Consider the following 14173-nt stretch of genomic DNA (forward strand, 5'->3'; position numbering starts at 1 on the left):
TTTTATATAGTAATTAGAAAAGAATATGTGCCCTATAAAACCGCACTGTTATATCTTAAGATAGTGGAATTTTATAATTTTGGAAGATGTTTCTAATTTCATATTTTTAGCTAAATTTGTAAGTGCGAGAATAAATTCAATAAAAAAATGAGGTGCTATATTACGATTAATATTTTAGCGTCCTTGTGCCCATAGAGCACGCGTTTCAGCGCAAAAATCGGCATAACAGCCTTCCTCAATGGCATCACGAATTCCCTGCATAAGTTGTTGATAATAAAAAAGATTATTCCAAGTCAATAACATCCCCCCAAGAGATTCACCAGATTTAATCAAATGATGCAAATAAGCACAACTATAATCATGTGCTGCTGGACAAAGTGACTGTGGATCAAGAGGAAGTGGATCTTCTGCATAACGCGCATTACGCAAATTAATTCTACCAAAGCGGGTAAAAGCTAAACCATGACGTCCTGCACGCGTCGGCATAACACAATCAAACATATCAACACCACGAGCAACACTTTGTAAAATATCATCAGGTGTCCCTACTCCCATAAGATAGCGTGGTTTATCCTCTGGTAAAATCGGACAAGTAGTATCCAATACTGCTGTCATAACACTCTGCGGCTCACCAACAGCAAGCCCTCCAATAGCGTAACCTTTTAAATCAATTTCTTTTAATGCTTGAGCAGAATGTTCACGCAGTTTCATATTATCACCACCTTGAACAATCCCAAACAATGCTTTATCTGGCTGATCTCCAAAAGCTGTTTTACAACGCAGCGCCCACCGCAATGAAAGTTCCATAGCTTCTTCCATTTCTTTTTCAGTTGCGGGTAATGCAATACATTGATCCAACTGCATCTGGATATCCGCACCAAGAAGTTCTTGAATTTCGATAGAACGCTCTGGACTCATTTCATAGTAAGCTCCATTAATGTAAGAGCGAAAAATCACACCTTGTTCAGTAATTTTACGGATTCCCGCCAATGACATAACCTGAAAGCCACCAGAATCGGTTAAAATAGGTCCGCTCCAGCGTGAAAATTCATGTAATCCTCCCAAACGCGCAACACGTTCAGCTCCTGGACGTAACATTAAATGATAAGTATTCCCCAAAATGATATCTGCACCAAGATCACGAATTTGATCCATATACATAGCCTTAACGGTTCCTGCCGTCCCAACAGGCATAAATGCGGGTGTACGAACACATCCTCGCCCCGTTATAATTTCGCCTCGACGTGCATACCCATCTTGAGCAATTTTTCTATAATGAAATGTCTTTATCATAACTCTCGTCTTTTTGATTCCATCAATGCATATCTCTATAGAAAGAAAAAAGATATCCCCTTACGAGCATTGTCAAAAGCTTTATGAATTAATTTTTGATTCGCTCAATATTGTAACCAGCATCAAAAATTAAACGAAATAAAAGAACATTTCTTATTAAGAAATCACCATAATAAAAGTGATAATCTAACTCTAGAAAAATAGTAAAATCCTTATAATATCATACCACAAAATACCTACGCTTAACGCACTAAAGCCTTAACAGAACTGCAAAATTATTATCACAATAATTTCATCTTCACATACTTCCATAAGCAGTAACTTTGTACCCATAGAAGAAAATTTTGAACGCATTGTACAGCTTACATATTCTTTAACTTTTACAGATAAAAATTTTTCATCTACTGGGCACAGCGATCCTCACGCTTAATAAAAGCGCAAATGAGCATAATCACTTATCCACTCACAATATTGAGATAGCTCTTGGCATTTAAGATAATTCACAAAAGAAATTAACGTGTAAATAAAAATACTTTAAAAAACTAAAAATGCTTTTTGTAAAGATTCTCAAATACCAAAAGCTCTATCGTACCATTAGAGGCTGAAAAAGCGTATGATGGTACCCGCTTGCTCCGTCATAAGCTTTAAAGAAGGTGGTGCATAATAGATTTTATACTATTTATAGCTTTAAAACTATACATGCCATGAATATCATCGTGGAAGTGAACGTTGATATGTACTGAGAAATGCTTCTTAAAAAAACACGTAAATACGCAACACAAGTGTATTCCGTTTGGAGCATTCCTCTATTAAAAAACGAGAAAAATAAAAGCGTAAGTCCATGCATAATCTTCATTATTTAAAAGATATTGCGTTAGATACTTTTAAAAAAGTAAAGTTGAATTAAAAAGGAGATGGCAAGACTAGCCATTTGTTTCACTTCTGCGCCTTTATTATATTCTTCTAAGATTAAACCGTCTTCTTATTTTAAAGATTACGCCAATATATATAAATGCTGGTTTTCCACCTTGCTAGGAAAACTGGATGAGCTAGTAAAGCTCTTATCCGTCTTAATATGTGTTTCAAACATGCTTCTGCATTAGGATTGGATGTTGATTTACGAGCAGAAACAAAAGCACACGCTCTCTTAGGAAAGTAACATCATAAAACCATTAAGACCGACAATGGATTGAAGAGAAATGCCGAATTTTTTATAAAACACTTTGCCAAACAACAACCATAATACAACAGACTTTGCGTTTTCTTATTCTGACAGGTGTTTGTACAAATCCGTTGCGTTATATTCTTCAGGAAGATCCGATTGAAGAAAATATATGGACAATGCTTAGCTCGAAATTATAAAAGGTAAGCGTGATACTACAAAAGAGTTTCGTGTGCCTTTATTGATCAGAAAAGAGTATTTTTTCTTAGAAACTTACAATTGAAATCAGTATAGTTTATACTATTCTACATCCGCAGCAATAATGGCTTTGGTAATTGAATCTGGATCTGCAACAGGTTCACCACGTTTAATTTTATCAACATTTTCCATACCTTCAACAACCTGCCCCCATATGGAATATTGACGATCAAGCCACGGAGCATCTGCAAAACAAATAAAAAACTGAGAGTTAGCAGAATTTGGATTCTGACTCCGTGCCATAGAAACTGTACCACGCTTATGAGAAAGATTTGAAAACTCTGCTGTTAAATTTGGTTTTTCTGCCCCTCCCATACCAGCACGTGATAAATTGAATTTTTCACTATCCTTCTTTCCAAATTGCACATCCCCTGTTTGCGCCATAAAACCATCAATAACGCGATGGAAAATAACATTATCATAAGCACCTTCCCGTACCAGTTCTTTAATACGTGTAACATGACAAGGTGCCAAATCAGCAAAAAGCTCAATAACAACTCTGCCCTTTGTTGTTTCAAGAATTAAAGTATTCTCTGGATTTTTATTCTCAGCCATATGGAAAGCTCCCTTGATTCATTTCTCAACTTGTAAAGTAGCAGCATTAATAACATCAGGATTTTTTACAGATCCATTATTACTTGTCGTACCTTTTTTTATTTTATCAACAACATCCATCCCCTTTATAACCTCTCCAATAACCGTATACTGACCGTTTAAAAAATCAGCATCATCAAAACAAATGAAGAATTGAGAATTCGCGGAATCCGGATCTTGTGATCGTGCCATCCCAACTGTGCCACGCTTAAACGGCTGTTTTGAAAACTCCGCCGGTATATTGGGATAATTTGAACTACCCATACCAACGCGTTTCAGATCAAAATCTCTACTGCCTTTTTTTCCAAATTCTACATCACCAGTTTGCGCCATGAAATTAGGAATAACGCGATGAAACACAACATTATTATAGGCCCCCTCCTCTGTTAATCTTTTGATTTGCGCAACATGCTTTGGCGCCAAATCAGGACGCAGACGAATAATGACATCACCATCTTTGAGAGATAAAACAAGAAGGCTTGCATCACTTGCTGGGCTAGGATTACCAGCGACTGCAGACAATGAAAAAAAACAAAACACACATATCAAAACAGCAAAAATTCTACGAGACACAATTATTCTCCCCTAAAAGATTGGTATTTCGAGCTTAAAGCTTGTGCAACATTGGGCGGTACAAATGGTGTCACATCACCTCCCATAGAGGCAATTTGGCGTACCAATGTAGAAGTTATCGCGCGCCCAGAAACACTTGCCGGCAAAAAAACAGTTTGCAATTCAGGAGCCATAACACCATTCATTCCTGCCATTTGCATTTCATAATCAAGATCAGTACCATCACGCAATCCACGAATGAGAAATGAAGCACCAACTTCACGCGCCTTCTCAATGAGAAGGTTGCTAAATGAAAGAACCTGCAATCGATTAGAATCTGCACCAAATAAGTCTTTCCCTACCTGCGTAATGAAATCAACACGCTCTTCGAAGCTAAAGAGTGTTTTTTTGTCAGCCTGTATCCCTATAGCGACGACCACCTTATCAGCTAACACAAAACACCCTTTCAAAACATCAAGATGACCATTTGTAAGAGGATCAAAAGAACCCGCGTAAAGAGCAATTTTCATGACTTTACTCCTTCCTCTTAAAAATTATTTTTCTTCGCTCATATCAACTGTATCAGAATGCTTCTCACCTTCATCATCTAATGAACTCGTATCATCTTCAGGTTCAGAAATACGTTCAACCGATACGACTCTTTCACCTTTGGCTGTATTAAAAATTGTGACTCCCTTAGTTGAGCGCCCAGCAGTACGAATTCCCTCAACAGGGACACGAATAAGCTGCCCCCCATCTGATACCAACATAATTTGATCTTGCGCCTTCACCGGAAAAGCCGCTACTAATTTACCAATTTCAGCTGTTTTAGATGGATCTGTTGCGCGAATCCCTTTTCCGCCACGTCCCGAAATCCGGAACTCATAGGAAGAAGAGCGTTTACCATAACCAAACTCACTCACCGTCAAAAGCATTTGTTCACGTGCATGAAGTTCTGCATAACGTTCATCTGTTAACTCTGTTTCAGCCCCCCCATCCTCATCATCCAGAATGACAATATCTTCAACATCAGCATCTGCACCAGAAGCACGCCGTTCATTCATTACACGTTTAATATAAGCAGAACGCTCAATGGACGTCGCCTCGACATGCTCTAAAATTGTCATCGAAATGACTTTATCGCCTTTAGCTAAATTGATACCACGAACTCCCACAGAATTACGCCCAGCAAAGACACGAACATCAACAACTGGAAAACGGATACATTGTCCATTGGCTGTTGTTAGAACAACATCATCATGTTCTGTACAGGTTTCAACAGAAAGAATTTCATCTTCTTCATCAAGTTTCATTGCAATTTTACCATTACGATTAACCTGAACGAAATCTGATAATTTATTGCGACGCACAGTTCCACGTGTTGTCGCGAACATGATATCTAATGCACTCCAGCTCGCTTCATCTTCAGGCAAAGGCATAATCGTTGTAATACGCTCACCTTGTTGTAAGGGAAGCATATTGATCAAAGCCCGCCCACGCGATTGGGGTGTCCCCAGCGGCAGTCGCCAAACTTTTTCCTTATAAACAATCCCACGTGATGAAAAGAAAAGAACCGGAGTATGCGTATTGGCAACAAACAACCGCGTTACAAAATCCTCATCCTTCGTGGACATACCAGAACGCCCCTTACCACCACGTCGCTGTGCACGATAGGTATTAAGAGGTACGCGCTTAATATAGCCACTATGGCTTACCGTTACCACCATATCCTCTGGTGCGATCAGATCTTCACTCTCCATCTCAGCGCTACCAAAACCAAATACGGTACGTCGCGGCGTTGCAAATTCCTCACGAAGAGCACTCAACTCATCCTTAACAATAGACATAATGCGTACGCGTGATGCCAAGATCTCAAGATAGTCAGCGATATCCACGCCAATTTTATTCAATTCATCAGCGATTTCATCACGCCCAAGGGCTGTCAATCGTTGCAAACGCAATTCTAAAATAGCACGCGCCTGTTCTTCAGAGAGATTATAAGTACCATCCTCATGAATAATATGACGAGGATCATCAATAAGTTTAATCAAAGGCGCGACATCCATCGCTGGCCAGCGTCGCTCCATTAACTGTGCACGTGCTGTCTGCGGATCAGGAGCTTTGCGAATAAGCGCTATAATTTCATCAATATTGGCAACAGCAAGGGCAAGGCCAACCAAAACATGTGCTCGCTCACGCGCTTTACGCAAAAGATATTTTGTTCGCCGACTGACAACTTCTTCCCGAAAAGAAACAAATGCACGAAGCATATCAAGCAACGTCATCTGTTCGGGTTTTCCCCCATTCAAAGCAACCATATTACAACCAAAGGAAGTTTGCAGCGGCGTATAACGATATAATTGGTTTAAAACAACTTCCGCAACAACATCTTTTTTCAACTCAATAACAACGCGATATCCATCACGATCCGATTCGTCACGCAAATCAGAGATTCCCTCAATGCGTTTATCGCGCACCAATTCGGCCATTTTCTCAATCATTGTGGCCTTATTAACTTGATAAGGGATCTCACTCACAATAATTGCCTGCCGACCACTACGAATTTCTTCAATATCAACTTTAGCACGCATAATAATTGAACCCCGCCCTGTTTCATAAGCTGAACGGACACCAGAGTGGCCAAGGATAATACCCCCTGTAGGAAAATCCGGACCAGGAATAATTTCAATTATTTTATCGAGTGTGATATCAGGATTATCAATCAAAGCAATACAACCATCAACGACTTCACCAAGATTATGGGGAGGAATATTGGTTGCCATTCCTACAGCAATTCCCCCTGACCCATTAACCAAAAGATTGGGAAAACGTGCTGGCAAGACAACCGGCTCACGCTCACGCCCATCGTAATTATCCTGAAAATCAACAGTATCTTTATCAATATCAGCTAAAAGTTCTTCTGAAACTTTTTCTAAACGACACTCAGTATAGCGCATAGCTGCAGGTGGATCACCATCAACGGAACCAAAATTCCCCTGACCATCAATCAATGGATTTCTCAAAGAGAAGTCCTGCGCCATACGCACTAATGCATCGTAAATTGAAGCATCACCATGGGGATGAAATTTCCCCATAACCTCACCAACAACACCAGCAGATTTACGATACGACTTATTGAAAGAAAGCCCCATCTCATTCATAGCATGAAGGATACGTCGATGAACAGGCTTAAGACCATCACGGACATCAGGGAGTGCACGCGAAACAATCACGCTCATCGCATAATCGAGATAGGAGCGTTGCATTTCATCAATAATACTGATTGGTTCAATACCGGTCAGCACATCACGTTCTGGGTGTGGAGTAAGATCGGTCACAATTTAAAAACTTTCAAAAAAGAATCATTTCACTTTATTTATATCGGTTTATATCGAAAAATACACAAAAATGCTAATTTCTCTCCCATAACAAAAAAGAAATTTAACAATATTTTTCAAGATGTTATTAATTTATATTTTAAATTACCAATAATAATTAACAACTTTCACTTTGCTAAACTTCAAAAATCTAAAACAAACAAACCATAAAGCAATCATAATACTGCAACTTTAAAGCCTCTTAAAAAGGAACATCATCATCTAATTTGTGTGAAAAACTTTCTCCTAATTGGTTATTATTTTGACCAAAAGTATTTCTTTGATTTAAACTACTATTAGCAAAGTCACCACTGTAACTCCCCCCTTGACTTGCTCCCTGCTCTCCACCCGCTGCTCCGCGCCCATCAAGCATTTGTAATTCACCACGGTATTTTTGCAAAACAACCTCTGTCGTATAACGGTCATTTCCATTTTGATCTTGCCATTTTCGTGTCTGTAACTGCCCCTCAATATAAATTTTGCTCCCCTTTTTTAAATATTGCTCTGCAACTTTGACAAGGTTTTCATTAAAAATAACAATACTATGCCACTCAGTGCGTTCTTTTCGCTCATTTGTATTCCGATCGCGCCAACTTTCTGAAGTAGCAATACGCAGATTTGCCACTTGATCACCAGAATTCAAACGGCGGATTTCAGGATCCGCACCAAGATTACCAATCAAAATAACTTTATTAAGGCTACCAGCCATCGCATAAACTCCAAAATTTTAATTTGTAAAATACTCTGTTCTATAACAGTTATAACCATCTTGACCTTCAATTTACATGTCGCAATTGACCATCAATATAGGTATTGCTATCCTTTACCAATATTGTATTCAGTGTAATTATAACAAAAGATGATAAAAACGCATAGTTTATTCCACCACGAGAGAATAAAAAGCTGCTCATTTGTATTTTTTTCACAAAACTTATACCTTCCTTTTGCATTAAAGCAGTTAAACACATTATAATTCTAAAAAAACAGTTTTATTCCATTTTAGGTGCTCAATTTTTGCCACATATGCCAAGGATAAAGTATGACTCATCAAAAATATATCTCCATTCGCGGTGCACGTGAGCATAACCTTAAAAATATTGATCTCGATCTGCCTCGTGATAAACTCATTGTTATAACAGGACTTTCTGGATCAGGGAAATCATCCTTAGCGTTTGATACAATTTACGCTGAAGGACAACGCCGTTATGTCGAAAGCCTTTCAGCCTATGCACGCCAATTTTTGGAAGTCATGCAAAAACCCGATGTCGACCGCATAGACGGTCTCTCTCCAGCTATCTCCATTGAACAAAAAACAACCAGTCGCAACCCTCGTTCAACGGTAGGGACCGTTACTGAAATCCACGACTACATGCGTCTTCTCTTTGCTCGTATTGGTATTCCTCATTCTCCTGCAACAGGACTTCCTATTGAAAGCCAGACAGTAAGCCAAATGGTGGATCAAATTATGTCCTTACCAGAAGGAACGCGAATTTTTATTATGGCCCCTTTGGTGCGAGGACGAAAGGGAGAATATAAAAAAGAGCTAACAGATCTTTTAAAAAGAGGATTTCAACGCGCTAAAGTTGATGGAAAATTCTATGAAATCGCTGATATTCCACCTCTTGATAAAAAATATAAACACGACATCGATGTCGTGGTAGACCGCATTGTTGTACAAAAGGATATCACCTCTCGCTTGGCTGATAGTATAGAAACCTGTTTACAGCTAGCAAATGGGCTTGCCATTGCTGAAATGGCAGACCAACCCTTAGCACAAAAAGAAACAACAAAGGAATCTGCTCATAAATCAAAAAATGATACACACAAACGGCTCATTTTTTCAGAAAAGTTTTCCTGCCCTGTATCGGGTTTTTCTATTCCTGAAATTGAACCACGCCTTTTTTCGTTCAATAATCCTTTTGGCGCCTGTCCTCTCTGCGATGGACTGGGCATAAAAAAAACAATGGATCCACTGAAAATTGTGCCCAATAAAAATCTTACCCTCAAGAATGGCGCCATTGCCCCTTGGGCTAAATCAGATTCACTTTACTATAAACAAACCTTAGAAGCATTAGGAAAAGCTTACGGTTTCAAACTCACAGATCAATGGTGTGAACTCTCTAATGAAGCACAACAGGCTATTCTCTACGGTACAAAAAGAGATGAAATTTCTTTTATCTATAAAAATAATTCTGGTTCGCATAAAATGACCCAACCTTTTGAAGGAATCATCCCTAATATGGAGAGACGCTGGAAAGAAACCGATTCTGCTTGGTCTCGAGAAGAAATCGAACGTTATATGTCTTCTTCGCCCTGCCCAGCTTGTCACGGTTATCGTTTAAAACCAGAGGCACTTGCTGTAAAAATCAACGGAATGCATATTGGGCAAATATCAGATCTTTCTATTCTAAAAGCAGATAATTGGTTTGCCAATGTTCATCAACATCTCACAGAAAAACAACGTAATATCGCCGTACGTATTTTAAAAGAAATTCGTGAACGTTTGGCTTTTTTAAATCATGTAGGATTGGAATATCTTACCTTGTCTCGAAATTCAGGAACGCTTTCAGGGGGAGAAAGCCAACGCATTCGGTTGGCATCTCAAATTGGTTCTGGTCTTACAGGCGTTCTTTATATTTTAGATGAACCATCTATCGGTTTACACCAACGCGATAACGAACGCCTGTTGGAAATGCTGCGCCATTTGCGCAATCTTGGCAATACAGTTATTGTTGTTGAACATGATGAAGATGCTATTCTCACAGCAGACTATGTTGTCGATATGGGGCCTGCCGCGGGCGTTCATGGTGGAGAAATCATAGCGCAAGGAACACCGCAGGAAATTATAGAAAATTCAGCCTCTCTCACAGGCCAATACCTTTCAGGAAAAATGGCTGTTAAAATGCCTACAGAGCGACGCAAAATATCAAAAACGAAGACACTTAAAGTCATCGGCGCCAAAGGCAATAACCTCAAAAATATCAATGCGAATATTCCTCTTGGAACCTTCACATGCATAACTGGTGTTTCTGGAGGAGGAAAATCAACATTTCTTATTGAAACGCTTTTCAAAGCAGCATCACATCATATCATGGGCTCTCATCACAGCCCTGCCAGCTATGACAAAATTGAAGGATTAGAATTTCTTGATAAAGTCATCGATATCAACCAGTCTCCTATTGGACGCACCCCACGCTCTAATCCCGCAACCTATACAGGTGCTTTTACACCGATTCGTGAGTGGTTTGCCGATCTTCCAGAATCAAAAGCCCGCGGTTACAAAGCTGGGCGTTTTTCATTTAATGTTAAAGGAGGACGGTGCGAAGCATGTCAAGGTGATGGAGTCATCAAAATTGAAATGCACTTTTTACCTGATGTCTATGTTACTTGCGATGTCTGTAAAGGAAAACGCTATAACCGAGAAACACTAGAAATAAAATTCAAAGGACAGTCTATAGCCGATATTTTGGATATGACAATTGAAAAGGCAGAGGAATTTTTCCAAGCTATTCCCGCTATTCATAATAAAATGGAAACTCTCATTAAAGTAGGATTGGGTTACATAAAAGTAGGACAGCAAGCAACCACACTTTCTGGTGGGGAAGCACAACGTGTAAAACTTGCGAAAGAACTTTCTCGTAAAACAACGGGACGTACACTCTATATTTTGGATGAACCGACAACAGGTTTACATTTTCATGATATTTCCAAACTTCTTGAAGTGCTTCACGAACTAGTCGAGCAAGGCAACACAGTTATAGTCATTGAACATAACCTTGATGTTATAAAGACAGCCGACTGGATTATTGATTTAGGACCAGAAGGTGGAGATCGCGGTGGTAAAATTGTTGCAATTGGACGCCCTGAAGACATCATTAAGGTTCCCGCTTCCTATACGGGAAAATTTCTAAAAGATGTTTTACTGCGCCCATCTCTCTATAATTCCAATTCTTAGAAACGCTTTCTATTGTAAAATACAGCATACTAACAAAGCCTGTACTTTTATTATTACCTGTAAACCAACACCTAATTCCAGTGGTGCAACACGTTTGAAGCAAAGACTAAAAACAATTTAGCGCTTTATAAGCTGTTTCAGTTGTCGTATTGCCAAATAGGAACGCGCACATAATTGCGTATTTATTCTCTGTTTTGTTTATACCTGAAACGACCAGACAACCTAAACTGGGAAGAATATGAAGTTTTAAGGGTATAAATAAATTTCTATATTTCCATTTCCTTTTAATTTATCTTTATGATTTTCCAAGGCATCCACAGCAATATCTTATAATGAAGATTGCCATTGCTTCACACTTTTATTTATCGCGTTCCTTAATGAAGATCACATTCCTCACGAAGGAACAAAACGCCCCAAACGGAATATATTTGCGTTGCCAATTCCCACATCTGTTTTAAAGAAACATTTCTCAATGCTCTCAAGCCTATTTCACGACGGCTCCTATGAATGCTATAATGATAAACTCATTATTGTACACCACCATCTTTACATTTATGAATCGCCATCATCACACTCTTTTCCAATATTTGTCTTCCCTACTCCCTAATATTGTAAAGCCTTTAATTATCGAAAGCTTTCATAAAAAGCATTTTATTTCTTTTTTCAAATGTTGTTATCCACACACTCATAACTATTTATGATATATAAAGGTATCGTTTTGATTGGTTGACGATAAAAGGATCTAAAATGAGAAAATCTTACGCTATTAGAGTTTCTCATTCAATGTGGAGAGCGTCTAATTATCCTTATAAGTCAAGATATTATCTAATAAAAAAGAAACAAAACTCTTTTATTATATTATTTGAATTCTTGTATAAGAATTGTAAGTTTTTTTCTCAAAAAACAGTATTTGGCTGTATTCTACAAAAGAAACTCTCCTAACAGAGCATAGAGTGTCATTATTTTCGACTTTTTGTGCACAAAGTATCTGTTGGACATCTTACAGTTGTCAATATAATGTGATGCAGTCTAAAAAGACAAAATAACGTTGGAGATAATTTCAGCATGAAAAAAATTGAAGCCATTATAAAACCTTTCAAACTTGATGAAGTGAAAGAAGCGCTTCAAAAAATTGGGTTACATGGTATTACAGTAACAGAAGCGAAAGGTTTTGGTCGTCAAAGGGAACATACAGAACTTTATCGTGGTACGAAATATGTTGTTGACTTTCTACCTAAAGTAAAGATTGAAATTGTTGTGTCCGATGAAAAACTGGAACAAACTGTTGATGCAATACGTAAAGCAGCTCAAACCAAACATATAGGGGATGGAAAGATATTTGTCTTTTCCATTGATGATGCAATTCGTATAGGCACGGACGAAACCGGTATCGATGCCCTTTAATAAATAACGAGAAAATTCACTTTTTTATCCACCTCAACGCCATATTAAGGAAATTGAATATGACAACCGCATCAGATATTATCAAACAGATTACAGACAACGAAATCCGTTTTGTTGATTTACGTTTTACTGATCCACGAGGAAAATTGCATCACATTACAATGGATATCGCAGAGATCAGCGAGGATACTTTTAGTGATGGTGTCATGTTTGATGGTTCTTCAATTGCTGGTTGGAAAACAATTAATGAATCTGACATGGTTTTAATGCCAGATCCAGCAACAGCACATATTGATCCTTTTTTTGCTCAATCTACTTTGGTCATATTTTGTGATGTACTTGATCCTGTCTCTGGTGAGTTTTATCGTAGAGATCCTCGTTCTATCGCCAAAAGGGCTGAGGTGTATATGAAATCTTTAAACATTGGAGATACAATCAATGTGGGTCCAGAAGCAGAGTTTTTTATCTTTGATGATGTGCGCTATAAAACGGCCCCTTACAACACAGGGTTTAAACTCGATTCAAGTGAACTTCCCTCTAATGATGATACGGAATATGAAACAGGAAATCTAGGGCATCGCCCACGAATAAAGGGAGGCTACCTTCCTGTTCCGCCGATTGATTCTTGCCAAGATATGCGTTCTGAAATGCTCACAGCACTCAAGGATATGGGCGTACAGGTCGAAAAACACCATCACGAAGTAGCAGCAGGCCAACATGAATTGGGTATTCGTTTTGATACACTTGTTCGCGAGGCTGACAAGATGCAAATTTTTAAATATGTTGTACATCAAATAGCAAATAGTTATGGGAAAACAGCAACCTTCATGCCAAAACCAGTTTTTGGTGATAACGGCTCTGGAATGCATGTCCACATTTCCATTTGGAAAGATGGCAAACCCATTTTTGCAGGAAATGAATATGCTGGACTATCAGAAACCTGTCTGTTTTTTATCGGTGGTGTTATTAAGCACGCAAAAGCAATAAATGCTTTTACCAACCCATCCACAAACTCCTATAAACGTTTGGTTCCTGGTTATGAAGCTCCTGTTCTTCTTGCCTATTCAGCACGTAATCGTTCTGCATCTTGCCGTATTCCTATGAGCTCCTCACCAAATTCAAAACGCGTAGAAGTTCGTTTTCCAGACCCAACAGCAAATCCCTATTTGGCATTTGCAGCCCTTTTAATGGCTGGTCTTGACGGTATCAAAAACAAAATTCATCCCGGACATGCTATGGATAAAGATCTTTATGATCTTCCCTTAAAGGAACTTAAAGAAATCCCTACTGTTTCAGGAAGCCTGCGTGAAGCGCTTGAAGCACTTGACAAAGATCGTGGCTTTCTTAAAGCTGGCGACGTTTTTGATGATGATCAGATTAATTCCTTCATTCAAGTAAAGATGCAAGAAGTCTTGCGTTACGAAACAACACCCCATCCTGTTGAATTTGATATGTACTATTCTGTTTAAACAATCAATACGCATTCTTTTGATTTTTAAAGTGGAGGCAAAAGCCTCCATTTTTGTGGATATTCTTCTCATGCAAAAGCGCAAGAGGCTTTTTGCTCGTCCGCTTTTC

8 protein-coding genes and 1 pseudogene are annotated in these 14173 nt (G+C 38.6%); 3 read left to right on the forward strand and 6 right to left on the reverse strand.

The window, feature by feature from the left end; genetic code table 11:
* Positions 1 to 174: 174 nt before the first annotated feature.
* The 6 genes and pseudogenes from tgt to ssb form a co-directional block, all read right to left on the reverse strand.
* Complete coding sequence (gene tgt, locus ACFIQC_RS02855) at positions 175 to 1293, reverse strand: tRNA guanosine(34) transglycosylase Tgt (protein WP_375706707.1); 1119 nt, start codon at positions 1291 to 1293, stop codon at positions 175 to 177.
* Between the two features lie 1462 nt (positions 1294 to 2755).
* Positions 2756 to 3268: a peptidylprolyl isomerase gene (locus tag ACFIQC_RS02860; RefSeq protein ID WP_375613107.1), complete on the reverse strand. Its 513-nt coding sequence runs from the start codon at positions 3266 to 3268 to the stop codon at positions 2756 to 2758.
* A gap of 18 nt (positions 3269 to 3286) precedes the next feature.
* The gene (locus ACFIQC_RS02865) at positions 3287 to 3880 is read right to left on the reverse strand and encodes a peptidylprolyl isomerase (protein WP_375621402.1); all 594 of its coding nucleotides are present in this window, start codon (positions 3878 to 3880) and stop codon (positions 3287 to 3289) included.
* Positions 3870 to 4389: pseudogene (coaD, locus tag ACFIQC_RS02870) on the reverse strand (pantetheine-phosphate adenylyltransferase). Before coaD ends, ACFIQC_RS02865 begins: the two are co-directional and overlap by 11 nt.
* A 24-nt stretch (positions 4390 to 4413) precedes the next feature.
* Entirely contained in the window at positions 4414 to 7197 is a 2784-nt protein-coding gene (gyrA, locus tag ACFIQC_RS02875) for a DNA gyrase subunit A (RefSeq protein ID WP_375640469.1), read from the reverse strand.
* A gap of 241 nt (positions 7198 to 7438) precedes the next feature.
* Complete coding sequence (gene ssb, locus ACFIQC_RS02880; RefSeq protein ID WP_375621405.1) at positions 7439 to 7945, reverse strand: single-stranded DNA-binding protein; 507 nt, start codon at positions 7943 to 7945, stop codon at positions 7439 to 7441.
* Between the two features lie 330 nt (positions 7946 to 8275).
* Here ssb and uvrA point away from each other — a divergent pair, with 330 nt between their 5' ends.
* From uvrA to glnA, 3 genes are all read left to right on the forward strand, one after another.
* Positions 8276 to 11191 (forward strand): excinuclease ABC subunit UvrA, encoded by a 2916-nt coding sequence (gene uvrA / locus ACFIQC_RS02885; RefSeq protein ID WP_375706708.1) that lies wholly within the window; start codon positions 8276 to 8278, stop codon positions 11189 to 11191.
* Between the two features lie 1065 nt (positions 11192 to 12256).
* Positions 12257 to 12595 carry a P-II family nitrogen regulator gene (locus ACFIQC_RS02890; RefSeq protein ID WP_015856528.1) on the forward strand — a complete coding sequence of 113 codons (339 nt, stop codon included), beginning with the start codon at positions 12257 to 12259 and terminating at the stop codon, positions 12593 to 12595.
* A gap of 59 nt (positions 12596 to 12654) precedes the next feature.
* Entirely contained in the window at positions 12655 to 14064 is a 1410-nt protein-coding gene (glnA, locus tag ACFIQC_RS02895) for a type I glutamate--ammonia ligase (protein WP_375706709.1), read from the forward strand.
* The last annotated feature ends 109 nt before the right edge of the window (positions 14065 to 14173 follow it).

Source organism: Bartonella sp. AA126HLJHH (assembly GCF_042197425.1).
Taxonomy (GTDB): domain Bacteria; phylum Pseudomonadota; class Alphaproteobacteria; order Rhizobiales; family Rhizobiaceae; genus Bartonella.

Bases quoted from the DNA above. Each gene is read 5' to 3' on its own strand.
- ACFIQC_RS02890 (WP_015856528.1), top strand. From the start codon at position 12,257: ATGAAAAAAATTGAAGCCATTATAAAACCTTTCAAACTTGATGAAGTG.
- ACFIQC_RS02860 (WP_375613107.1), bottom strand. From the start codon at position 3,268: ATGGCTGAGAATAAAAATCCAGAGAATACTTTAATTCTTGAAACAACA.
- ssb (WP_375621405.1), bottom strand. From the start codon at position 7,945: ATGGCTGGTAGCCTTAATAAAGTTATTTTGATTGGTAATCTTGGTGCG.
- uvrA (WP_375706708.1), top strand. From the start codon at position 8,276: ATGACTCATCAAAAATATATCTCCATTCGCGGTGCACGTGAGCATAAC.
- tgt (WP_375706707.1), bottom strand. From the start codon at position 1,293: ATGATAAAGACATTTCATTATAGAAAAATTGCTCAAGATGGGTATGCA.
- glnA (WP_375706709.1), top strand. From the start codon at position 12,655: ATGACAACCGCATCAGATATTATCAAACAGATTACAGACAACGAAATC.